We start from the raw sequence: 22,769 nt of genomic DNA on the forward strand, positions 1-22,769 counted from the left end.
ATGCCATGAGACGAATCCTTGTTACCGCAGCCGCGCTTGCGACGGTGATCTCGCCGGCCGCAGCGGCCGACATGCCGGGCTTTCCTCCGCTCATGCCTGCTGCGCCGGTCCAGTGGAACTGGACCGGGCTGTATTGGGGCGTCCATGTCGGCGGCAGCTTCGGCTCGTCGAGCTTCAGCGATCCCGCCGGCCCCGGTCTGTACGGCGGCAACGTCCGCAGCCCGGCGGCACTCGCCGGCATCCAGGTCGGTTACAATTACCAGCCGAACGCGAATTGGCTGATCGGCGTCGAGGCCGATCTCAGCTCGATGAACGCCAAGGGCACCGACACCTGCATGGCGTCGTCGGGGTTGTTCATTTCGTCCAATTGTCGCGTCCGTCAGGATGCGCTGGCGACGCTGACCGGTCGTGCCGGCCTGGTCACCGGCCGCGGCGGCCGGACGCTGCTCTATGCCAAAGCCGGCGCCGCCTTCCTCAGCGAGCGGCTCGATATTACCGTCGGCTATCCGCTCGGTCATTCGACCGATGCGGATAACGGCCGCTGGGGCTGGACCGTCGGCGCCGGCATCGAACGGGCGCTGGCGCCGGCCTGGTCGGTGAAGCTCGAATACGGCTACGCCGATTTCGGCAGCCGCGACATGGCGACGCCATCGAGCTTCCGGCTGGTGCCGGGCGTCGGCTATTTCCCCACCCCGCAGGGCACCAGCAAGGTCGAGCAGGACCTGCACGCCGTGAAGGTCGGTCTCAATCTCAAATTCGGCGGCGATGTCGACGCGCGATTCGACGACTATCATCTGCGCGGCAGCCAGGCCGGGGTCGATGTCGTCGAGCGCGGCGCGGTCGAGGTCGGCGGCCGGGTCTGGTACAGTTCGGGACGCTTCCAGAAGGATCTCGGCGCGACGGTCGATCAGGGCGCTCAGAACTTCCTGATCTCGCGGCTGACCTATCAAAGCACCGCCGCATCGGGCGAAGCCTTCGGCCGGGTCGATGGTCCCTACGACACGTTCCTCAAGGGCTTCGCCGGCGGCGGCACCCTGCTGAGCGGGCACATGAACGACGAGGACTGGATCGCCACCGACGGCATCCCCTACTCGAACACGTTGTCGGACCCGGTCAAGGGTAGCATCGCCTATGCGACGCTCGATGTCGGCTACGATCTGCTGCGCGGGCCGGGGTACAAGTTCGGCGGCTTCGTCGGCTACAATTATTATCGCGAGAACAAGTCGGCCTATGGCTGCGTTCAGACGGCGGGCGCCACGTCGCTGATCTGCGCGCAGCCGATTTCGAACAGCGTTCTCGCCATGACCGAAAACAACACCTGGCATTCGCTGCGGGTCGGATTCAACGGCGAACTCGGACTAGGCCGCGGGCTGAAGCTCTCCGCCGACGCCGCCTATCTGCCCTATCTGAAGATGTTCGGAACCGACAACCACGTGCTGCGTACCGATGTCACCGATACGGTTTCGCCGGAGCGGGGAACCGGGCAGGGCGTGCAGCTCGAGGCGATCCTGTCGTATCAGGTCACGAATGCGTTCAGCGTCGGCGCCGGCGCGCGGTATTGGGCGATGTGGGCGACCACTAACGCTTACACCAACATCTTCGGCACCGAGTGTCCGTGCCAGACGCTGCCGACGCGCACCGAACGATACGGAACTTTCCTGCAGGCGGCCTACAAATTCGACGGCCTCTAACGGCTGTCGCTGCTGCACAATCCGCTGGGCAGCGGCATTTTTCCTAACTAAGCTGCGCGCCAACCAAAACACTGGGAGGCACGCCATGAAACTCAAACTTCTTTCCGCCGCGCTCGCGGCCACGGCCCTCGTTGCCGTCACGCCGGCCTCGGCGCAGGGCGTCAAGATCGGCATCCTCAACGACCAGTCGGGCGTCTATGCCGACTACGGCGGCAAGTGGTCGCTTGAAGCCGCCAAGATGGCGGTCGAGGATTTCGGTGGCGAGGTGCTGGGGCAAAAGATCGAGATCATCTCCGCCGATCATCAGAACAAGCCCGACAACGCGGTTGCGATCGCGCGCAAATGGTACGACGTCGACGGCGTCGACATGATCACGGAGCTCACCACCTCGTCGGTAGCGCTGGCGATCCAGGATCTGTCGAAGGAAAAGAAGAAGATCGACATCGTGGTCGGCGCCGCGACCTCGCGGATCACCGGCGATGCCTGCCAGCCTTACGGGTTCCACTGGGCGTTCGACACCCATGCACTCGCGGTCGGCACCGGCGGCGCGCTGGTCAAGGCCGGCGGCGATAGCTGGTTCTTCCTCACCGCGGACTACGCGTTCGGCTATGCGCTGGAGAAGGACACCAGCGAGATCGTTCTCGCCAGCGGCGGCAAGGTGCTCGGCTCGGTCCGGCATCCGCTGAATTCCTCTGACTTCTCCTCGTTCCTGCTGCAGGCGCAAGCGTCCAAAGCCAAGGTCGTCGGTCTCGCCAATGCCGGCCTCGACACCGCCAACTCGATCAAGCAGGCCGCTGAATTCGGCATCGTCGCAGGCGGCCAGAAGCTGGCGGGCCTGTTGATGACGATCGCCGAAGTGAACGGTCTCGGCCTCAAGGCGGCGCAGGGGCTGGTGCTGACCGAAGCCTATTACTGGGATCGCGACGACAAATCGCGGCAGTTCGCCGAGCGGTTCTTCAAACGGACCAACCGGATGCCCAGCATGATTCAGGCCGGCACCTATTCGGCGACGCTGTCCTATCTGAAAGCCGTCAAGGCTGCCGGCACCAAGGACACCGACGCGGTGGCCAAGAAGCTGAAGGAACTGCCGGTCGACGACGCGTTCGCGTCCGGCAAGGTGCTGGCCAACGGCCGCTTCGTCCACGACATGTATCTGTTCGAGGTCAAGAAGCCGGAAGAGTCGAAGAAGCCGTGGGACTACTACAAGCTGCTCGCCACCGTGCCGGGCGACAAGGCGTTCCCGACTGCGGCGGAAAGCGGCTGCCCGCTCACCAAGTGAGCGCTTGTCGAGCCTTTGTAGTGAGAGCCGGTGCCGAGCGCTGCGCAACCTCTCCCGCTTGCGGGAGAGGTTGGATCGCGTAGCGATCCGATGAGTGCACTCCTCTCTGCGGATCGCTGAGTCACTGCCTGGGGCGCCCTCACCCCAACCCTCTCCCGCAAGCGGGAGAGGGAGCTCGCTATGCTCGGATCAAGCCCCCAACATCTGGTGCACCACGCCGTACACCGAGCCGCCCCACAGGAAGGCGGTCGCCACCATCTGCACGGCGAAGCCGAGGCCGCGCTTTTCGGGGGCTTCGGCATAGCCCAGCATGTAGAGGATCCGTCCGATGATCCACACCGCGCCCGCCACGGCCGCGATCGCGTCGCTGAGATAGTAGGCGAACAGCCACAGCGACGGCAGGAAGATCGGCATCCATTCCAACGTATTGGCCTGTATTCGGAATACCCGCTCGAATTCGGGGTGTCCGGTGATTGCCGGCGCTTTGACGCCGTACAGCATCCGCGCCCGCGCGACCTGCAACGAGGTGTAGAAATAGAACATCAACGCCAGAAGGGTGGCGATCGTGGTGTAATGAAACATCCAAGGGCTCCCGCTAGGTTCGTTCTCGCCCGGCTGATGGCCGCCGGTTGTGCGCAGCTTGAACTCAATACCCTGTCATCTCAAGATACCCGACACCGCTCCTGTTACCGTTGAAGGTGATCGGCCCTTCCCAGTACGGGAAGCTGGTGCCCATCCAGCTCGTCGGGTTGAGCGGCGTCGTCTCGATCGCGAGATCATGTCCGGCGACCGCCACCCGCCAGCGTGTCGGCAGCTTGCGTTCGCCGATCGTGGTGTAGCCGAGCGGTTCGAGCGTGATCTGATCCGGCGACAGCGGCACCGAGCGGCCGTCGGTGCCGATCCAGTTGCCGGCGAAGTAATTGCTGCCGTCGCGCTGCCGCAGCCGGAACAGCATCACCTTGTCGCCGGAGGACAGGTGCAGCGAAAACCAGTCCCAGCCGGTCTGGTCGGAGGCGAGCGGCTGGCTCGACCATTCGCGGTCCATCCAGGCCACGCCTTCGACCACAATGGCGCGGCCATCGAGAGTGAGCGTGCCGGACGCGGTGAAATACGGCTGGCTGTAGTAGTAGGAGGCCTGGCCGCGTTCGGACTTGCGCGAGTAGCCGTTGTCGCCCTGCAGCACCAGCGGCCTGTCGGCGCTCAGCTTCAGTGCGTAGCTGAAATCGGCCGCGCTGGCGGTGACCGAGAGCGGCGACAATGTCTCGGCCTGCATCGATTCGGTCGCCTGCATCGCCCAGTCGTCGATCACGGCCCCAAACGGCGCCGCCTCGACTTCCGCAACGCCGACGCCGCCCCGCGAAAATTTCTCGGCGAAGCGATGCATTCCGGCGCCGGTGACGCCGGCATGTGCCATCCAGCTCTGCTGATTGGCCCAGCCGCCGCGTTGCGGGCCCGGCGTCATCGCCTGACGGAACAGCGTCCACTGCGCCCCATAGGCGTTGCCTGATGCATCTCTCAGGTTGGCCGTGAGGTACCACCATTCGATCCGGAACTCCGGATGCGGGCCGTGATCGTCGGGAAACACCAGCTTGCGACCGCGCACCACCGGCGCGAACTCGCCGGCGTCGCTGCCGAGGCCGGCGAAACCCTGGGCCGCAGCTCGCGGCGACGCGACGGCCGCGGCGAGCAGGGAGACGGCGAAGCTGCGGCGGCTGATGCGGTCAGCGCTCATCGGCAAACACCTTGACCAGCCGCGCCGGTTGCATCCGCACCAGCTTCAGGATCGGCAGCGCCGCCGCCAGCAGTGTCGCCAGCAGCGCGACGCCGACCAGCTTGGCGAGTTCGAACGGAAACACTTCGAACGGCAGCCGCCAGCCAAAAGCCTTGACGTTGACCACCGCGATCAGACACCAGGCCACCATCAGGCCGAGCGGCAGCGCCACCAGCGCGGTGATCGCCGCCATCGCCAGCGTCTTCATCAGTTCGATCAGCGCCAGCCGGCGGCGGGTGATGCCGATCGCCCACAGCGGGGCGACCTGCGGCAGCCGCGATGCGCCGAGCGTCAGGAGGCTGGTCAGCAGCGCCACGCCGGCGATGCCGAGCGTGAAAGCGTTGAGCGCGGTCGTCACCGCGAAGGTGCGGCTGAAGATCTGCTTGGAGATCGCCTTCAGCGTTGCCTGATCGGCGAGGCTGCGTTCGCCGAACGCGAAGTTCTCGCGCAACGCCTCGATCAGTGCCGGCACCCGGGCGGGATCGACCCGCAGGCCGAGGCGGGTTCTGGCGATGTCGGGGAAATGTCCGGTCAGCGCGTCGAACGCGACGCCGAGCTGGCCGCGGGGATTGCCGTAGTCGGCATAGATCGCCACCACCTCGACCGGCCATGGTCCGCGGTCGGTCGGCACCACGATGCGGTCGCCGAGCTTGACGCCGAGCCGGCGCCAGAGCTGCTCGCTGACCAGCGCCGCATCGCCGCGCGCCACTCGGTCCCAGACGTCTTTGGTGTGTTCGAGCAGCGGCCAGTGATCCCGATAGGTAGCGTCGTCGGCGAACCCGATCAGCTCCACCGGCTGGCCCTGGAGCTTCACCTCGGTGCGCGCGCCGGGCAGCAGAGCGGTGACTTCCGGTCGTCCCTTCAGCCACGTGCGGATTTCGGCGGCCTGCTGGTTGCTGGCGGCGTTGAGATACACTTCCGCTGCGAGCCGGCCGTCGAGCCAGCGCTGGAAGGTCCGGCTGAAGCTCTCGACCATGGTGCCGACGCCGACATTGACCCCCAGCGCCAGCAGCAGCGCCATCAGCGCCAGCGACAGGCCGGAAAGCTGCAGCCGGCTGTCGGCCCAGAACCAGGTCGTCAGCGGGCCGCGCGCCAGCTTCTCGCCGAGCGCGAGCACCAGTCCGAGGATCGCCGGCAACCCGAGCGCGGCACCGAGCAGGATCGCGGCCAGCACCGCGAAACCCGACAGCAGCGAATCGCCGAACCACAGAAAGCCGGCGCCGGCCGCGAACACCGCGAGTGCGGCTGCCGCCTGCACGATCAGCCAGCGATGCTGCGCTTGCTGCCAGGCATAGGGTTGCGCCGCCGCCAGCACCGGCAGCCGCGCCGCTTTGATCAGCGCCGCGGAGGCGGCGGCGAGCGTGCCGAGGATGCTGATGGCGATGCCGGCGAGCCACCACTCTGGCCGCAGCGACAGCTCGCCGGGAATCTGCGCGCCGTAAAGTCCGCGCAAGGTGGCGGCAACGTCCGGCAGCAATGTCGCGGCGATCAGATAGCCGCAGACCAGACCGATCAGCCCGGCAAACAGCGCGATCAGGCACAGTTCGATCACCATCACGGCGTTGAGCTGCCGCGCCGAGGCGCCGCAGGCCCGCAAGGTGCGCAGCATCGGCCGGCGCTGCTCGAAGGCGAGCCCGATCGCCGAATTGACGATGAACAGTCCGACCAGGAACGACAGCAGCCCGAACGCGGTGAGGTTGAGATGGAAGCTGTCGGTGAGCTGCTCCAGCTCGGTGGTGGCGTCGGGCTGATCGAGCTGCAGCGCGTCGCCGACGACCTGTTGCAGCGGCGGCCGCGGAGCGGCGGTCCTGCTGCCGACCAGCAGCCGCGACAACCGCTCCGGCATGTCGAGCAGCTTTTGCGCGATGCCAATATCGACCACCAGCACCCCGGGCGCGATCTCGGCCTGCGGTCTCAGCGGCGGCAGGCGCTGGCCGTTCTGCAGTTCCGGCGTCTCGCCATCGGTCAGGCCGATTTCGCGCAGCGTTTCCGGCGCCACCAGGGTTTGGCCCGGCGGCAGGATGAAACCCCGCAGATCTGCGGTGCCGAGCGCAGGGGCGGCGTTGGCCTCGATCGGCAGCGACAGCGGCTCCACGCCGAGCAGACGCAGCGAGCGCCCGCTGATCCGGACCGCGCCCTCGACCGCCGGCGACACCTGCCAGCCGGCACGGCGCAGGTCGACATAGAGCTGCTGGGAGAAGCTGCCGCCGTCGCGCGCCACCAGCGTCGCGGTGCGGTTGCCGCCGAGCGCGGCGGCGGCGCGGTCGTAGCTTGTGCGAGCCTGGGCATTCAGCGCCTGCACCCCGCTCCACAGCGCGGTGGCGGAGATCAGGCCGATCGCCAGCGTCGCAAGCTGCATCGGATGCCGTCGCCAGTGGCTCAGCAGCACGGCGAGGATCCACAGCGCCCGCCTCAATGGATCAGCCCTGCGTGCAGATGCACCCGCCGGTCCAGCATGCTGGCGAGCCGCTCGCTGTGCGTCACCATCAGGAAGCCGCAGCCGGTGCGGCGGACCAGATCGGTGGCGAGCGCCAGCACGTCGTCGGCGGTGGCCTCGTCGAGATTGCCGGTCGGCTCGTCGGCGAGCAGCAGCAGCGGCTTGATCGCCAGCGCCCGGCCGATCGCGACGCGTTGCTGCTGGCCGCCGGACAATTGCTCCGGATAGCGTTTCAGCAGGGCGCCGAGCCCGAGCCGCTCGATCAGCTCGGCCTGCCAGGTCTTGTCGTGGCGGCCGGCGAGCCGCGACTGGAACGACAGGTTGTCGGCTACCGTCAGGCTCGGGATCAGGTTGAATTGCTGAAACACCAGGCCCAGCCGCTCGCGGCGGAACGCGGCGCGCTCGGCGTCCGGCATGGTCGAGATCGTCGCCTCGCCGAACGTGATGGCGCCGCCATCGGGCTGATCGAGGCCGGCGATCAGATGCAGCAAGGTCGATTTGCCGCTGCCGGATTCGCCGGTCAACGCCACGCTCTCGCCGGGCGGCACCGCCAGATCGACGCCGCGCAGTACCGCGACACGGTCCTGGCCGGACGCATAGGATTTGGTCAGCCCGGAGACGATCAGCATCGGCGCGATCCGCGCAGATTGGCGACCTCAGCGCGCGGTCCGCGCCGGAGCGTTCCGGTCATCATTGCCTTCCAGTCGGGGCCCATTCGCCGCTTGATATGGGGCCCGGCGCCGGCCACTCAAGACGAGGCGGCTGCGGCGCCGACCGGGGTGCGACGCGGGGCCTGACTGGCGGCATGGACGAAGATGGCCGGGACGAGCCCGGCCATCGCGATGTCGCGACCTCGGCGCAACGATCGGTCCGCGGGCGGACCTTACTGGCTCGCCGCGTCGGTGTTGAAGATCTCGCCTTCCGGCACCCAGCTCTTGCCGTCGAACCGCGCGATCTGCATCTGCGTATACGGTGCGTAGCGGTCCGGGCGGGTCGAGATCTTGATGCCCGGCAGCAGCAGCGGAGCCGTGGTCGGCTTGATGTTGGTGGCCTGCTTCAGCAGGTTGTCGCGGGTGAGATTGTCACCGCAGGCCTCCAGCGTCTTCACCGTCATGTAGGCGGAGATGTAGCCGATCACGACGCTGCCGTCGGCGATGTCGCCCTTCGGAAACCACTTGGCGAGGAATTCCCTGAACTCCTTGACGTCGGCGTCGTTCTCGAACCGCGGATCGGTCGGGGTCTTCATCGCGAGCGCGGTGAGCAGTCCGGTGGACGCCTCGCTCCCGGCGGGTTCGAGCACGCCCTTGATCGAACTGGCGACGCTGACGACGAAGTTCAGCGGCTTCCAGTTCAATTCGTGCACCTTGCGGATCGCCTGCGCGCCGAATTTCGGCGTCGCCATCGTGAACAGCGTGTCGGCACCCGAGGCCTTCAGCGCCACGATCTGGGAATCGACCGTCGGGTCGGTGACCTCGTAGGTCACTTCCTTGACGATCATCGTCTTGGCCTTGTCGCCGAGCCCGTCCTTCAGGCCCTTGACGTAGTCCTTGCCGGAATCGTCGTTCTGCGAGAACACCCCGAGCTTGGCGTCCGGCTTGTGCTTCAGCAGATACTTCGCGAAGATCATGCCCTCCATCTGGTAGGGCGGATAGAGCTGCGTGGTCCACGGGAAGTTCTTCGGATCGTCCCACTTCGCCGCGCCGGTCGAGATGAAGACCTGCGGCACCTTCTTGGCGTTGAGATATTTCTGAGTAGCGGAATTGGTCGGGGTGCCGACGGTGCCGACGATCGCCAGAACTTCTTCCTGCTCGACCAGCTTGCGGGTCTGCTCCACCGTCTTCGGCGGCGAATAGGCGTCGTCGAGGCTGATCAGGTTGATCTTGCGGCCGTTGATGCCGCCCTTGGCGTTGATCATCGCGTAGTAGGCGTTCTGGACCTGTCCCTGTACGCCGTAGGCCGAGGCCGGGCCGCTGTAAGGCATGGTCTGGCCGATCTTGATCTCGGTGTCGGTGACGCCGGGACCGTATTGCTTCTGGGCGAGGGCGGGCTGGGCTGCGGCGAGCGCGACGGCGCTGGCAAGCAGGAGCGAGGTGCGGATGGACAAATGCGTTTCCTCTCGTTGAAAGCCGCACTCTGCGGTGCGGGCTGGCAGATCGATCGCCCGGTCTTGTTGTTGTCGGTACGATCCTGCTTACGGTCTCACGACAACCGCTGCGGTTCAATTGAATTGCGCCGCGACGGAGCAGCGCGGCTGCAGCAGCCGCGCATATTTCATGAAGCGGACTAATCGCTGACGGGCGATCGTCGAGTAGCAGGCTCGGGCGATAACAACGATGGCGACGTTGCGGCTGCGCGTGCTGTTGTCCGACGGGGAGCATATCACCGCGCCCGTCTTCACCGCGCTCGGAGTTCGCCAGGCATCGCGCCGGGATCCGCTGCGCGGTGGCGCAGCCGGCCTTCCCGCCGGGTGGAAACGGTTCGCGTGGAGACAACGCGCCGAAATCGAACGCTAGAGATCCTTGGTGTAGTCGTCGCGATCGCGAGCCGGCGCGCAGATGTCCCCGCTTTCGTAAGGGTCGTCTTCCACGGCCGCAGCCGGCTTCTGCTGATCCGGCTTGGGCTGCTGCTCCGGCTTCGCCGGGTCGGCTTCGCCGCCGCGGCCGGAGCTCTTGTCCCGGCCCGGAGCGGCGGACTTGCGTCGCTTGCGGAGGAAGCCGATCATTGGGGCTCGGTTCCGTGATGGCCGGCGCGGGTGGGACGGAGCGCACACGCAACCAGCGTTGCTGTCCTCTTATTTCAACTGCGATTGCAGCGCCGAGACCAGAGCGGATTCGTCAGAGCTCGCACGCGATTTTCGCATCGCCCTCGGGCCGGGCGCGGGCCCGGCCTCGGATCAGGTCCGCCGGCCCGAGCTCTGCTGGTCGGCCAGCCACTCCGACAGCGGCCGCGGCTTGTCGTCCTCGGCCTTCTTGGCGCCTCGCTTGGTGGTCGAGGCCGTCGTCCTGGCGCGCTGGGTCTTGCCCGATGTCGCGGATTGCGGCATCGCGGCTTCGCGTGCGAGCCGCAGGGCGCGCAGGCGTGCCATATTGTCGAGGACCGCTTTGGCTGCGGCCTCGCGTTCGGTCTTTGCGCCGTCGCTTTCAGCGACGCCGCCGACTTTATGATCGTCGTCGTTCGTCATTCTTCCAGTTCAATTGCGGTCCAATCGGGAGGCGGCGTGATAGCACGAAAAAAGCCTCCGAACAGCCTTTCGGCGAACGGAGGCTCTTCGACATTGGTTTCGCGCCAAACCAGGCGTGCCGGAACGTCGCGCCGGTCTTCTCCGCCGCCGGATCTTACGGCGGCGGACCACGATGAGCGCTAGTTGGTGACGCGCACGCCCGCGAAAGCGCCGAATCCGGGCTGCAGGAAGCCGACCGGCACCTCGTATTTCTTGTCGAACAGGTTGTCGATGCGGCCGAACACGGTGACGTGTTGATCGACCTCATAGCTCGCCGCCAGGTTCACGGTGGTGAACGACGGCGCGTCGAGCAGCGTGGTGCCGAACCGGTCGTAGTCGACCCACGAGCTGGTGTAGAGCACGGTCGCCGACACCGTGGCGCGCTCGACCGGATTCCAGATCGCCGCCATCGTCATCTTGTTGTCGGGACGCCGCCGCAGCTTCTGGTCGGTGGTCTGGTCGATGGCGTGCGTATAGGTGTGATCGACCCGGAAGCGCAGCGTCTCGGTCGCCTGCCACGACACAAACGACTCGACGCCCGAGGTGCGCGCCATGCCGATGTTCTTGTAGCTGTAGCCGCCGAGCGTGACGTCGTAGCCGGTCGAATTGATCAGATCGTTGATCTCGTTGTTGAAGTAGGTCGAACCGAAAACGACGCGATTGGCGAACAGCGGCTGCTCGAAGCCGACGTCGTAGCCCTTGCTGGTTTCCGGCTTCAGCGCCGGGTTGCCGATCGTCGCATAGGCGGGGTTGTTGACATAGAGCTGGGTCAGCGTCGGCGCCTTGAAGCCGGTGCCGTAGGTCGCCTTCAGCCGGGTCTCGAGGGTCGGCACGATGAACACCGGAGCGACACGCCAGGTCGAGTGCCCTCCGAAGCTGTCGTTGTCGTCGTAGCGCACGTTGGAGACCAGAAAGAAGTTCTTGGTGAATTCCGACTGCAGCTCGACGAAGCCGGCGGTGTTGCCGGTGCGGGCGTGGAGCATCTTTTGCTGGTAGTTGCCGGCGAAATCGTAGTCACCGACCGAATTGGTGCGGATCGTCTCGTCCTGGCGTTCGGTGCCGACCACCAGCTTCTGACCATAGCCGACATCGAGCACGCCCTTCCAGTCGAACCTGGTGCGTTCACCGGTGTACGAACTCGGCGGCGACATGCCGGTGGCGAAGGTGAAGATGTTGGTGGTGAAGTCCGGGTTCGGATTGAACGTCCGATTCCATTGGTTGCTGTAGCTGACGCCGAACGTGCTGGTGAAATTGCCGAGCGGCGACCACACCGCTTCGCCGCGGGTCATGAAATCGCGGCTTGCCATGGTGCTCTGCAGCGTCTCGGGGAAGGAGTTCGGATAGCGCGAATAGTCGTCGCCGGTGAAGCCCTTGTGGGCGTCGGTGTAGCGGGCGACATAGTTGAAGGCGAGTTCGTCGCTGGCGCGGACGCCGAGCCGCGTCGAATAAGTCAGGTTGTCGTAGTTGTCGTTGTTGCGCTGCTGGCCCGGCGCGAGCAGATCGAGCGGCGTCACCGGAAGGTTGGTGGTGCGATAATGTGCGACGTTGAAGGCGTAGTCGAAATTGTCCTGCGAGCCGGCGGCGCGCGCGGCTTGGTTGAAGGTGCCGAACGAGCCGCCTTCGATCGAGCCGGTGAGCTTGGCCGGTCCGCTGCCACGCTTGGTCACGACCGAAATCACGCCGCCGATCGCGTCCGAGCCGTACAGGCCGCTCTGTGGGCCGCGCAGCACTTCGATACGTTCGATGTCGGAGGTCAGGAGATTGGCGAAATCATAGGCGCCGTTCGGCTTGCTCGGATCGCCGGCGTCGATGCCGTCGATCAGCACCTTGACGTGGTTGGAGTTGGTGCCGCGCATGAAGATCGAGGTCGAGCCGCCGGGGCCGCCCGTGCGCACCACATTGAGGCCGGGCACCATGCTGAGCGCGTCGGCAGCGGTGCGCTGCTGATAGCGGGCGAGATCGTCGGCGGTGATCACGGTCACCGAGCTGGCCACCCGCTCGCGCAGCGTCTCGGTCGCGGTGGCGCTGACGACGATTTCCGGCAGCACGTCCTGCGCGGTGGCAGGCGTGATGAGCCAAAGTGAAGGCACCAGAATGGTGGAGGCGAGAAGCGCGCGCGAAAGGGCGGAGCAGGGCCGCGGCGCGGCGGGACGGGAATGCATGGGATCAACCTCGGCTGACGTCTGTGGCACGTCACAGCGAACGAGGTCTCACCGGCTTGTTCGGAAGCGGTGAAGACAATGCCTGCAATTCCCGGCCGGCAACTTCGCGTGTGACCACGAATGACGGCAGGTCTCCTGGCTCGCGGTTGATCTTCCGTCGCCTTCCCAGGACCGAGGTTCCCAGTGGCATCCGACGAAAGACGATCCGCTTACAGTTGCGGGAACAGCTACGGCCTAGAACGCGAAAGTGTCTGCGTCCGCACCGTATTCCCTTTTCATCCCCTTTCGGGAAACCGTCGCCTCCATCTAGGAGTCCCGGGATTCGCGAGTCAATTCGCCGATGGCGGCGAACAGGCCCAATCGTGGTCGGATTGTGACCGGCTGTGACTTGCGTGTAACAGCCGGGTCTGTACACCTCGCACGATAGCGGATGCGGCAGGTGGCGATGGCGGAATTCGTGGTGGAGTTCGGCAAGGATGGACGGCGCGTCGAGCCCGACGGCCGGCTCGATGCCGCTGCGTTTCATCGTAATGACGCGCCGATCCGCGCCGTGCTGGCCCGGCTGCTCGCCGGCCGGCAGGGCGACGTGCTCGAAGCCGGCAGCGGCACCGGCCAGCATATCGCCGCACTGGCGCGCGAGCATCCGTCGATCGTGTGGTGGCCGAGCGATCTCAACGACCGGCATCTGGAGAGTATTGCCGCGTGGCGTGCCGATGCGGCGCTGGTCAATCTGCGGCCGCCGCAGCGGATCGATCTGGCCGATTCCGCCTGGTCGGTCGCGCCGGTGGAGGGAACCGCGCCCGGGCCGCTGCTGGCGCTGTTTTGCGCCAACGTCGTGCACATCGCGCCGTGGCGCGTCGCCGAAGGGCTGCTGGCCGGCGCCGGCAGGCTGCTGCGCCACGACGGGATGCTGGTGCTGTACGGGCCGTTCAAGCAGGACGGCAGGCACACCGCGCTCAGCAATGCGGTGTTCGACACCAGCCTGCGCGACGCCAATCCGGAATGGGGCGTGCGCGACGTGGCGGATCTGGAACGCCTGGCTGCCGGCGCCGGTCTGACGCTGAGCGAGATCGTCGAGATGCCGGCCAACAACCTGATCCTGGTGTTTGTACGGGCAAAACCGGCGGGGGCCGATGCGGCCGGCGGTGCTGCGGCGGGTTGATCGCGCCCGGCCCGGCCCTATGATGCGCGCGCAATCGCCGGCCGGGGTCGGCCGGCGCGAGGAGAATCCCCGCCGATGGTCGATGCGACGGCCAACGACATCGTCGAAGACGATGCCCGTGCCCGTTCCAATGTGGTGCGGCTGGTCGCGGCGCAGGCGCTGACCGGCGCCAACGCCGCGGTGATCTTCGCCACCGGCTCGATCATCGGCGCCCAGCTCGCGCCGCAGACGTCGCTCGCCACCGTGCCGCTGTCGATGTATGTGCTCGGCCTCGCCGCCGGCACGCTGCCGACCGGTTGGATCGCACGGGTCTACGGCCGGCGCGTCGCCTTCATGATCGGCACCGGCTGCGGCGCGCTCACCGGCGTGCTCGGCGCCGTCGCCATCCTGTACGGCTCGTTTCTGCTGTTCTGCGTCGCGACGTTCATCGGCGGGCTCTACGCCGCGGTGTCGCAGTCCTACCGGTTTGCCGCCGCCGACGGCGCCAGCGCGGCCTATCGGCCGAAGGCGGTGTCGTGGGTGATGGCCGGCGGGGTGTTCGCCGGCGTGCTCGGTCCGCAGCTCGTGCAATGGACCATGGACGTCTGGCAGCCCTATCTGTTCGCGTTCTCCTATGTGGTGCAGGCGGTGATCGCGCTGATCGCCATGGCGGTGCTGTGGGGCGTCGATGCGCCGAAGCCGAAGCCGGCCGAACGCGCCGGCGGCCGCCCGCTGTTCGAGATCGTGCGGCAGCCGCGCTTCATCGCCGCGGCGCTGTGCGGCGCAATCGCCTATCCGATGATGAACCTGGTGATGACCTCGGCGCCGCTGGCGATGCAGATGTGCGGGCTGAGCGTCGGCGATTCCAATTTCGGTCTGCAATGGCACATCGTGGCGATGTACGCGCCGAGCTTCGTCACCGGCTCGCTGATCATCAAGTTCGGCGCGCCGCGCGTGGTCGCGGCCGGCCTGATCCTGGAGGCGCTCGGCGCCGGCATCGGCCTCACCGGCGTCACCGCCCCGCACTTCTGGGCGACGCTGTTCGTGATCGGGGTCGGCTGGAACCTGGCGTTCGTCGGTGCCTCGGCGCTGGTGCTGGAAACCCACCAGCCGAACGAGCGGACCAAGGTCCAGGCGGTCAATGATTTCATCATCTTCGGCCTGATGGCGCTGGGCTCGTTCGCGTCCGGCCAATTGCTGGCCGACTACGGCTGGGCGACCGTCAATCTCGCGGTGTTTCCGCCGGTGTTGCTCGGCCTGATCGTGCTGGCCGTCACCGGCTGGTCGAAGATACGAAAACGTGCGGCTCTGAGCGCAACTGAGCTGTCCGATCGCGGCGTCTGACCGCGCACCAACACGGCCGGCGGCGAACGCCGGACAGGGGAGGGAGTCCGATGCCGTCGCGCGCGACGAATGACGCTCGCCGCCGATGGTGACGACCCCGGCTCCCGACGAGACCTCGTTCCGCTATCCCGGCTGGCGGATCGTCGTGGTTTGCTTCGTCGTCGCCACCTTCGGCTGGGGCCTCGGCTTCTATGGCCAGAGCGTGTACCTCGCAGAACTGGCCCGACTTCACGGCTGGCCGTCGTCGCAGATCGCCACCGCAACGACGTTCTTCTATCTCGCCGGTGCGCTGCTGGTGGCGTTCGTCGGCGATGTGATCCGCACCATCGGGGCGCGCGCCTGCCTGCTCGGCGGCATCGCCGCGATGGCGCTCGGCACCGCGCTGCTCGGCCGGATCGACGCGGTCTGGCAGCTCTATGCGGTCGATGCGCTGCTGGCGGTCGGCTGGGCGGGGACCAGTCTTGGCGCGATCACCAACACGCTCGGCCTGTGGTTCGACCGGCGCCGCGGCATGGCGATCAGCCTGGCGCTGAACGGCGCCTCTTTCGGCGGCATCGTGGGCGTGCCGCTTCTGGTGGCGCTGATCGGCGCGCTCGGCTTCGCCGGGGCGACCTTTGCGGCGGCAGTCGCCGCGGTGATATTGCTGATGCCGCTGGTCGCGATCGTGGTTGCGCCGCCGCGGCATCCCGCCAATGCCGCTCCGGTCGCCGCCGCGCCGCGGCCGCTGTCGTCCGGCGCGATCCGCGGCAGCGCGTTGCGCGACCTCGGTTTTCTGACCGCGACGATCGCGTTCTCGCTGGTGCTGTTCGCGCAAGTCGGCTTCATCGTCCACCTGATCGCCTATCTCGATCCGCTGATCGGACGGGAGCGTGCCGCGCTGGCGATGTCGCTGCTGACCGCGATGGCGGTGGTCGGACGCGTGTCGCTGTCGGTGGTGATCGATCGTCTCGATCAGCGTCTGGTCTCGGCGCTGTCGTTCGCCAGCCAGGCGGTGGCGCTGGGCGTGTTGATCTCCACCCGCGATGAGGCGCTGCTGCTGGCCGCTTGCGCGCTGTTCGGCTTTTCGGTCGGCAATCTGATCACCTTACCGGCGCTGATCATCCAGCGCGAATTTCCTGCGTCGTCGTTCGGCGTCCTGGTCGCGCTCAACACCGCGATCAACCAGGTCGCCTATGCGTTCGGCCCCGGCATCATCGGCCTGCTGCGCGACGCCTCCGGCAGTTACACGCTGCCGTTCGCCGGCTGCATCGCGCTGCAACTCGCCGCCGCAGCGCTGATCATGGTGCGGCGGGGGCGACGATAGCCTTTCGGCCGCCGCGGAAACGACTGTCTCACGCCAGCTCCGGCGTCTCGTCGTCTGGCAGCGGGAACTGGTAGGCGTTGAGCGTCATCGACACCATAGTGTAGTAGCCGCACAATCCGATCACTTCGACCAAGCCGCGCTCGCCGAGCAGCCGCATCGCCTCGTCATACAGCGGCTGCGGCAGCCCCTTGGCTTCGTGCAAGGCGCGGGCGACATCGTAGATCACCTGCGCCTTCGGATCGTCGAACGATGGGGTGCGGCGGTCGCGGATCGCGTCGATGATGGCAGGGTCGAGCCCGCCGTCGAGCGCCATCTTCTTGTGCGCGTACCATTCGAACTGCGCGGTCCAATGCCGCGCGGTGACCAGGATTGCCAGTTCCGACAGCGCCGGGGGCAGCGAGGTGTCGTAGCGCAGGAAGGCGCCGAGCCGCGTCGCGTGGCGGGCCATCTCCGGGCTCGCCAGCCACGCCATCATCGGCGGCGGCGGGCTGCCGCGCTTGCTGGCGATCGACTCGTCGTAGATGGCGCGCTGTTCGGCGCTCATTTCGCCAGGCGAAAGTAAATTCAGGCGCATCCTCGGTTGTCCTCTTCGGGTATCGGGCGTTCGTTCCCTAGCACATCGCCGCAAGACCGCAGCCCGAGACGGATATTGAATTCCACCGCGTGACGCGCCAAGGTCGCCGCCAATAAATGCATCGTCGGCGTGCAACGCGCCGGCGCAAATGTGGATGGAAACCGCATGACCGATCTCGATACATTCCGCGCAGAGACCCGCGCCTGGCTGGAGGCCAATTGCCCCGCCGAGATGCGCACGCCGATGCAGGGCGACGAGGACAATTTCTGGGGCGGCCGCAACGCCAAATTCGCCTCCGAGGCGCAGAAGGTCTGGTTCGAGCGGATGCGCGACAAGGGCTGGACCGTGCCGGACTGGCCGACGCAATACGGCGGCGGCGGGCTCGACGGCGCCCAGCACAAGGTGTTGCGCGAAGAGATGGCCGCGATCGGCGCGCGCCCGCCGCTGTCGTCGTTCGGCATCTGGATGCTTGGGCCGGCGCTGCTGAAATACGGCAACGAACAGCAGAAGGCCGAGCACCTGCCGAAGATCGCGCGCGGCGAAATCCGCTGGTGCCAGGGCTATTCCGAGCCGAACGCCGGCTCCGACCTCGCCTCGCTGCAAACCCGCGCGGTGCCGGACGGCGACGACTTCATCATCAACGGCTCGAAGATCTGGACGTCCTACGCCAATTACGCCGACTGGATCTTCTGCCTGGTGCGCACCGATCCGGCCGCCAAGAAGCACGACGGCATCAGCTTCATCCTGTTCGACATGACGTCGCCCGGCGTGACCACCAAGCCGATTTTGCTGATCTCCGGCAAGTCGCCGTTCTGCGAGACCTTCTTCGACAATGTCCGGGTGCCGCAGTCGCACGTCGTCGGCACCATCAATCGCGGCTGGGATGTGGCGAAGTATCTGCTGCAGCACGAGCGCGCAATGATCTCCGGCATGGGCGGCCGTGACGGCGGCCGGCCGCTCGGCCAGGTCGCGGCGGATTCGCTCGGCACCGACGCGCAGGGGCGGCTCGACGATCCGATCCTGCGCGGCCAGATCGCCACGTTCGATGTCGACGAGGCGGCGCTCGCCTGTGCGGCGGAGCGGGCGGTGGATCTCGCCAAGGCCGGGCAACTGCATCCGGCGTTCTCGTCGGCGATGAAGTACTACGGCACCGAGCTGAACAAGCGCCGCCACGAGATCCTGATGTCGGCCGGCGGCATCGACGCGCTGGAGTGGGAGAGCGTGCGCAGCCACGACGGCGCCCGCGCCCGCGCCTGGCTGCGCACCAAGGCCAACTCGATCGAAGGCGGCACCAGCGAAGTGATGCTCGGCATCGTCGCCAAGCGCATCCTCGATCTGCCGGGGGCTTAGTAGGCGTCCTCATCCTGAGGAGTGGCCGTCAGGCCGCGTCTCGAAGGATGAGGGGCCGCGGCGCTCATGGTTCGAGACGGCGCGCTGCGCGCGCCTCCTCACCATGAGGTCCTCGTATCGTTGCAACATCATTGATCTGATCGGAAACCTCACCCATGGCTCTCGTCCTCACCGAAGAACAAACCATGCTGCGCGACTCCGCGCGCGGGCTGATCGGCGACAAGGCGCCGGTCGCTCATCTGCGCAAGCTGCGCGACGAGCGTGACGCCACCGGCTTTTCCCGCGACCTCTGGAAGAGTTTTGCCGAGATGGGCCTCGCCGGCCTGCTGGTGCCGGAAGAATTCGGCGGCTCCGGGCTCGGCTGTGTCGAGGCCGGCGTGGTGATGGAGGAGATCGGCCGTAACCTGACGCCGTCGCCGTTGCTGTCGACCGCGATCCTGGCGGCTTCCGCACTCGTCCGCGGCGGCTCGGACGCGCAGAAGAAGAACTACCTGCCGAAGATTGCCGACGGCTCGCTGATCGCCGCGCTCGCAGTGGACGAAGGCGCCAAGCATCGGCCGTCGCGCATCACCCTGAGCGCGACGCGTGCGGGCAACGGTTTCAAGCTGAAAGGCGACAAGGCGCTGGTGGTCGACGGCCACGTCGCCGACCTTTTGATCGTCGCGGCGCGGAGCAGCGGCCAGCCCGGCGATGTCGACGGTCTGACGCTGTTCCTGGTCGACCCGAAGGCCAAGGGCGTTGCGATCGAGCGTACCGTGATGGTCGACGCGCACAATGCGGCGCGGATCGGCTTCGACGACGTCGAGGTGAATGCCGATCAGGTGCTCGGCGAGGTCGATCGCGGTGGCGCGCTGCTCGAGGCGGTGCTCAACGTCGGCCGCGCTGCCGTCGCGGCCGAAATGCTCGGCGTCGCCGACGAGGCGTTTGGGCGGACGGTGAGCTATCTCAAGGAGCGCAAGCAGTTCGGCAGGCTGATCGGCGAATTCCAGGCGCTGCAGCACCGCGCCGCACATCTCTACACCGAGATCGAGATCCTGCGCGCCGCCGTGCTCAAGGCGCTGCAGGCGGTCGATGCCGACGCGGCGCAGGCGCGCCTCGCGGTCGCGGTCGCCAAGGCCAAGGCCGGTACGGTGACCACGCTCGCAGTGCAGGAAGGTGTGCAGATGCACGGCGGCATGGGCATGACCGATCAGTTCGATATCGGCCTGTTCATGAAGCGCGGCCGCGTGCTGCAGGAGCTGTTCGGCGACAGCGCCTACCACACCGAAGCACTGGCGGAGTGGAAGAAGTATTGAGGGGTTAGCATCACAAGCCGTCATTCCGGGGCGCGAACGGAAAGTTCGCGAACCCTGAATCCGGAGATTGTTTTCGGTGCGTGCCCTGAACCGCGAGATTCCGGGTTCGCGCTGCGCGCGCCCCGGAATGACGAACGAGAGGGTGTTTGAGAGCGCAGGCGCACCAACACTCTAAACTGTCATTCCCGCCCATTGCCGTCATCCCCGCGTAGGCGGGGATCCAGTATCCCAGGGCGCTCTCGTGCCGATCGCCGTCGCTATGCAATCCTGGTTCGCCCGCCTGCGCGGGCGATGACGGTGGAGGGTGTCGAAGCGCCGACGAGACGAGCCGACGCCGTCCTTACCGGATCGGCGGGGCGTATTGGATGCCGCCGTTGCTCCAGAGCTGGTTGAGGCCGCGCGGGATGCCGAGCTTGCCGACGTTGCGGTCGTAGACTTCGCCGTAATTGCCGACATGGCGGACGATGCGGGCGGCCCAGTCCTTCGACAGGCCGAGATCCTCGCCGAATGCGCCCTCGGTGCCGACCAGGCGCATCACGTCCGGCTTCTTCGACTTGAGGGCTTCGTCGATGTTCTGCGAGGTGATGCCGAGCTCTTCGGCGTTGATCATCGCGTACAGCGTCCACTTCACGATCATCATCCAATCGTCGTCGCGCTGCCGCACCACGGGTGCGAGCGGCTCCTTGGAGATGACGTCGGGCAGGATGACGTGGTCGCCGGCGTTGGCGAAGGTCTTGCGCAGCGCGTAGAGCTGCGACACGTCGGCCGTGAAGGTGTCGCACTGGCCGTCCTTGTAGGCCTTCACCACGTCGTCGAACTTCTCGGATTTGACCTCCTGATAGGTCATGTTGTTGGTGCGGAAGTAATCGGCGAGGTTGAGCTGGGTGGTGGTGCCGTTCTGGACGCAGACCTTGCTGCCGTCGAGTTCGACCGCGCTGTCGATCTTGCGCGAGGCCGGCACCATGAAGCCCTGGCCGTCGTAATAGGCGACCGCCGGGAAATACAGCTCGTAGTTCGTCTCGCGCGACATGCTCCAGGTCGAGTTGCGCGACAGGATGTCGACCTTGCGGCTCTGCAATTCCTTGAACCGTTCGTTGGCGTCGAGCGGCAGGAATTTGACCTTGGTCGGATCGTCGAAGATCGCCGCCGCCACCGCGCGGCAGAAGTCGACGTCGAAGCCGGTCCAGTTGCCCTTGTCGTCCGGGGTCGCGAAACCGGGCAGACCCTTGTTGACGCCGCACAGCACCGCGTCGCGGCGGATGGTGCGCTTCAGCGTCTTGGTGTCGTAGCGCTCATAGGTGACCGCGGCAGCCGCGATTCCCGCCGCGACCACGAGCCCGAGGGCGAGCCCGGTCTGAAACGTCCGTTTGAACATGCTGAGTCTTTCGCAATGAGAACAGTAGGCAGGCGGGGTGCGTTACAGCTCGGGCTTCTGCCGGACCACCACCTTGGTGCCGACCGGGACGCGGTCGTACAGGTCCATCACGTCGGCGTTGACCAGCCGGAAGCAGCCGGACGAGATCGCGGTGCCGATGGTGTCGGGGCGGTTGGTGCCGTGGATGCGATACACCGTCGAGCCGAGATACATCGCGCGAGCGCCCATCGGGTTGCCCGGGCCGCCGGCCATGAAGCGCGGCAGATAGGGCTGACGCTGGATCATCTCCGGCGGCGGGGTCCAGTCCGGCCATTCGGCTTTCCGCGAAATCTTCAGCAGCCCCTGCCACTGGAAGCCTTCGCGGCCGACCCCGATGCCGTAGCGCAGCGCGCGGTTGTTGCCCTGAACCAGATACAGGTAACGTTCCGAGGTCTGCACGATGATGGTGCCGGGCGCCTCCGTGCTGCGGTAATACACCATCTGCTTGCGCCATTCCGGCGGCAGCACGTAGCCGTCGTCTGCGATCAGCCCGGGCTCGTCGCCGACGTCGGGCTGTTGCGCGTAGCTCGGTACCGAGACGAACGTGATCAGGGCCGCCGCCGTGGCGAGCCGGCCGATCCAACGCGGCATTCTCATGAGACCCCCATCGCGAAACACCGCAGGCTGTGTACCACGTCAGCCCGGCGCGATCCACAACCGCAGCAGCAGCGAGACCAGCGTCACGGTGCCGACGCCGGCCAGCCACAGCGCCACGAACCACAGCAGTCGTCGCGACACCGGGCGTCGAGGTTCAATGGGGCCGGTCAATGATAGCCGCTCTCCGGATCGACCTTGCCGCGAAACACCCAATAGGCCCACGCGGTGTAGGCGAGAATGATCGGCACCAGGATGGCGACGCCGACCAGCATGAAGATCTGGCTGTTCTCCGGCGCCGCGGCCTGCCAGATGGTGATGCTGCGCGGTACCACATACGGCCACAGGCTGATCCCGAGGCCCGCATAGGACAGTGCGAACAGGCACAGCGTCAGCAGGAACGGCTGGTAGTCGCGGCGCTGCGCCAGCGCCCGCAACAGCAGCGCGGTGACGATGGCGACAGCGAGCGGCACCTGCGCGGTGGCGAGCACGTTCGGCCAGGCGAACCAGCGCTCCGAGTAATCATAGCTGAGGAACGGCGTCGCGGCGCTGACGGCGATGATCGCGACGATCATGGCGGCCAGCAGCCAGCGGCTCAGCCGGTAGGCGGTCTCGCGCAGATCGCCGGTGGTCTTCATCACCAGCCAGGTGGCGCCGAGCATCGCGTAGCCGATCACCAGCGCGACGCCGGTGAGCAGGCTGAACGGCGTCAGCCAGTCCCACCACCCGCCCGCATAGGCGCGGCCTTCGACCGCGACGCCTTGCAGCAGCGCGCCGAGCGCGATTCCCTGTGCCAGCGTGGCGATCAGCGAGCCCAGGAAGAACGCCAGATCCCAGCGGTTGCGTTCGCGCTGGGTCCGCCAGCGGAATTCGAACGCCACGCCGCGGAACACCAGGCCGAGCAGCATCGCGATGATCGGCGTGTACAGCGCCGGCATCAGCACCGCATAGGCCAGCGGAAACGCCGCGAACAGTCCGCCGCCGCCGAGCACCAGCCAGGTTTCGTTGCCGTCCCACACCGGGGCGACGCTGTTCATCACCACGTCGCGGTCGCGCTTGGTGCGAAACAGCGGAAACAGGATGCCGAGGCCGAGATCGAACCCGTCCATCACCACATAGACGAACACCGCAAAGGCGATGATGAAAGCCCAGATCGTCGCGACGTCGTAAGCCATGGTCACAACCGAATCCTGC

Annotated in this window: 21 protein-coding genes and 1 riboswitch; of the genes, 8 read left to right on the forward strand and 13 right to left on the reverse strand. The window is 66.6% G+C overall.

The features are described 5' to 3' along the window. Window positions 1-5: 5 nt before the first annotated feature. Both FLL57_RS22875 and FLL57_RS22880 read left to right on the forward strand, forming a co-directional pair. Window positions 6-1,691, forward strand: coding sequence for an outer membrane beta-barrel protein (locus FLL57_RS22875; protein WP_142884096.1), 1,686 nt, complete (start codon window positions 6-8; stop codon window positions 1,689-1,691). Between the two features lie 85 nt (window positions 1,692-1,776). Further along, window positions 1,777-2,970 carry an ABC transporter substrate-binding protein gene (locus tag FLL57_RS22880; RefSeq protein ID WP_142884097.1) on the forward strand — a complete coding sequence of 398 codons (1,194 nt, stop codon included), beginning with the start codon at window positions 1,777-1,779 and terminating at the stop codon, window positions 2,968-2,970. A gap of 189 nt (window positions 2,971-3,159) precedes the next feature. Here the strand turns inward: FLL57_RS22880 and FLL57_RS22885 are convergent, their stop codons facing one another. The 5 genes from FLL57_RS22885 to FLL57_RS22905 form a co-directional block, all read right to left on the reverse strand. After that, window positions 3,160-3,552 carry an MAPEG family protein gene (locus FLL57_RS22885; protein WP_142884098.1) on the reverse strand — a complete coding sequence of 131 codons (393 nt, stop codon included), beginning with the start codon at window positions 3,550-3,552 and terminating at the stop codon, window positions 3,160-3,162. Between the two features lie 64 nt (window positions 3,553-3,616). Beyond that, entirely contained in the window at window positions 3,617-4,702 is a 1,086-nt protein-coding gene (locus tag FLL57_RS22890) for a lipocalin-like domain-containing protein (protein WP_142884099.1), read from the reverse strand. Continuing rightward, the gene (locus FLL57_RS22895) at window positions 4,692-7,157 is read right to left on the reverse strand and encodes an FtsX-like permease family protein (RefSeq protein ID WP_142884100.1); all 2,466 of its coding nucleotides are present in this window, start codon (window positions 7,155-7,157) and stop codon (window positions 4,692-4,694) included. The genes FLL57_RS22890 and FLL57_RS22895 overlap by 11 nt, the downstream gene beginning before the upstream one ends. Continuing rightward, window positions 7,154-7,807, reverse strand: a complete 654-nt coding sequence (locus FLL57_RS22900; protein ID WP_142884101.1) for an ABC transporter ATP-binding protein — start codon at window positions 7,805-7,807, stop codon at window positions 7,154-7,156. The genes FLL57_RS22895 and FLL57_RS22900 overlap by 4 nt, the downstream gene beginning before the upstream one ends. 254 nt (window positions 7,808-8,061) lie before the next feature. Further along, a complete protein-coding gene (locus tag FLL57_RS22905) occupies window positions 8,062-9,282 on the reverse strand; it encodes an ABC transporter substrate-binding protein (protein WP_142884102.1) in 1,221 nt (406 codons plus the stop codon). Between the two features lie 229 nt (window positions 9,283-9,511). Here FLL57_RS22905 and FLL57_RS22910 point away from each other — a divergent pair, with 229 nt between their 5' ends. Further along, window positions 9,512-9,691: a hypothetical protein gene (locus FLL57_RS22910; protein ID WP_142884103.1), complete on the forward strand. Its 180-nt coding sequence runs from the start codon at window positions 9,512-9,514 to the stop codon at window positions 9,689-9,691. On the opposite strand, the gene FLL57_RS22915 is transcribed toward FLL57_RS22910, so the two are convergent. The 3 genes from FLL57_RS22915 to FLL57_RS22925 all read right to left on the reverse strand — a co-directional run bounded on the left by FLL57_RS22915 (window position 9,688) and on the right by FLL57_RS22925 (window position 12,560). Further along, a complete protein-coding gene (locus FLL57_RS22915; RefSeq protein ID WP_142884104.1) occupies window positions 9,688-9,900 on the reverse strand; it encodes a hypothetical protein in 213 nt (70 codons plus the stop codon). The two genes, FLL57_RS22910 and FLL57_RS22915, sit on opposite strands and share 4 nt — an antisense overlap. Before the next feature lie 171 nt (window positions 9,901-10,071). Further along, window positions 10,072-10,359 carry a hypothetical protein gene (locus FLL57_RS22920; protein ID WP_013504624.1) on the reverse strand — a complete coding sequence of 96 codons (288 nt, stop codon included), beginning with the start codon at window positions 10,357-10,359 and terminating at the stop codon, window positions 10,072-10,074. Between the two features lie 179 nt (window positions 10,360-10,538). Next, window positions 10,539-12,560 (reverse strand): TonB-dependent receptor plug domain-containing protein, encoded by a 2,022-nt coding sequence (locus FLL57_RS22925; RefSeq protein WP_142884105.1) that lies wholly within the window; start codon window positions 12,558-12,560, stop codon window positions 10,539-10,541. 108 nt (window positions 12,561-12,668) lie between these two features. After that, window positions 12,669-12,873, reverse strand: a riboswitch (cobalamin riboswitch). Between the two features lie 132 nt (window positions 12,874-13,005). Between FLL57_RS22925 and FLL57_RS22930 the strand changes: the two genes are divergently transcribed. From FLL57_RS22930 to FLL57_RS22940, 3 genes are all read left to right on the forward strand, one after another. Then, window positions 13,006-13,722, forward strand: a complete 717-nt coding sequence (locus FLL57_RS22930; RefSeq protein ID WP_142884270.1) for a DUF938 domain-containing protein — start codon at window positions 13,006-13,008, stop codon at window positions 13,720-13,722. A 75-nt stretch (window positions 13,723-13,797) separates the two neighbouring features. Further along, a complete protein-coding gene (locus FLL57_RS22935) occupies window positions 13,798-15,045 on the forward strand; it encodes an MFS transporter (RefSeq protein ID WP_142884106.1) in 1,248 nt (415 codons plus the stop codon). A gap of 85 nt (window positions 15,046-15,130) precedes the next feature. After that, window positions 15,131-16,348, forward strand: a complete 1,218-nt coding sequence (locus FLL57_RS22940) for an MFS transporter (RefSeq protein WP_047308491.1) — start codon at window positions 15,131-15,133, stop codon at window positions 16,346-16,348. A gap of 28 nt (window positions 16,349-16,376) precedes the next feature. Here FLL57_RS22940 and FLL57_RS22945 read toward each other — a convergent pair whose 3' ends face one another. Further along, window positions 16,377-16,922: a carboxymuconolactone decarboxylase family protein gene (locus tag FLL57_RS22945; RefSeq protein ID WP_142884107.1), complete on the reverse strand. Its 546-nt coding sequence runs from the start codon at window positions 16,920-16,922 to the stop codon at window positions 16,377-16,379. Window positions 16,923-17,087: 165 nt separating this feature from the next. On the opposite strand from FLL57_RS22945, the gene FLL57_RS22950 reads away from it, so the two are divergent. Both FLL57_RS22950 and FLL57_RS22955 read left to right on the forward strand, forming a co-directional pair. Continuing rightward, window positions 17,088-18,272, forward strand: a complete 1,185-nt coding sequence (locus FLL57_RS22950) for an acyl-CoA dehydrogenase family protein (RefSeq protein ID WP_142884108.1) — start codon at window positions 17,088-17,090, stop codon at window positions 18,270-18,272. A 155-nt stretch (window positions 18,273-18,427) separates the two neighbouring features. Further along, window positions 18,428-19,567, forward strand: coding sequence for an acyl-CoA dehydrogenase family protein (locus FLL57_RS22955; protein ID WP_142884109.1), 1,140 nt, complete (start codon window positions 18,428-18,430; stop codon window positions 19,565-19,567). Window positions 19,568-19,907: 340 nt separating this feature from the next. Here the strand turns inward: FLL57_RS22955 and FLL57_RS22960 are convergent, their stop codons facing one another. Genes FLL57_RS22960 through cydB form a run of 4 tightly spaced genes read right to left on the reverse strand, consistent with a single transcriptional unit; the run spans window position 19,908 to window position 22,750 of the window. Then, complete coding sequence (locus FLL57_RS22960; RefSeq protein WP_047306996.1) at window positions 19,908-20,942, reverse strand: amino acid ABC transporter substrate-binding protein; 1,035 nt, start codon at window positions 20,940-20,942, stop codon at window positions 19,908-19,910. 42 nt (window positions 20,943-20,984) lie between these two features. Continuing rightward, window positions 20,985-21,578, reverse strand: a complete 594-nt coding sequence (locus FLL57_RS22965; protein WP_425326997.1) for a L,D-transpeptidase — start codon at window positions 21,576-21,578, stop codon at window positions 20,985-20,987. A gap of 39 nt (window positions 21,579-21,617) precedes the next feature. Further along, window positions 21,618-21,749, reverse strand: a complete 132-nt coding sequence (locus FLL57_RS22970) for a DUF2474 domain-containing protein (RefSeq protein WP_085977243.1) — start codon at window positions 21,747-21,749, stop codon at window positions 21,618-21,620. Further along, window positions 21,746-22,750 (reverse strand): cytochrome d ubiquinol oxidase subunit II, encoded by a 1,005-nt coding sequence (gene cydB, locus FLL57_RS22975; RefSeq protein WP_013504615.1) that lies wholly within the window; start codon window positions 22,748-22,750, stop codon window positions 21,746-21,748. Before cydB ends, FLL57_RS22970 begins: the two co-directional genes overlap by 4 nt. Window positions 22,751-22,769 lie beyond the last annotated feature (19 nt).

The organism is Rhodopseudomonas palustris (assembly GCF_007005445.1).
GTDB lineage: Bacteria > Pseudomonadota > Alphaproteobacteria > Rhizobiales > Xanthobacteraceae > Rhodopseudomonas > Rhodopseudomonas palustris_G.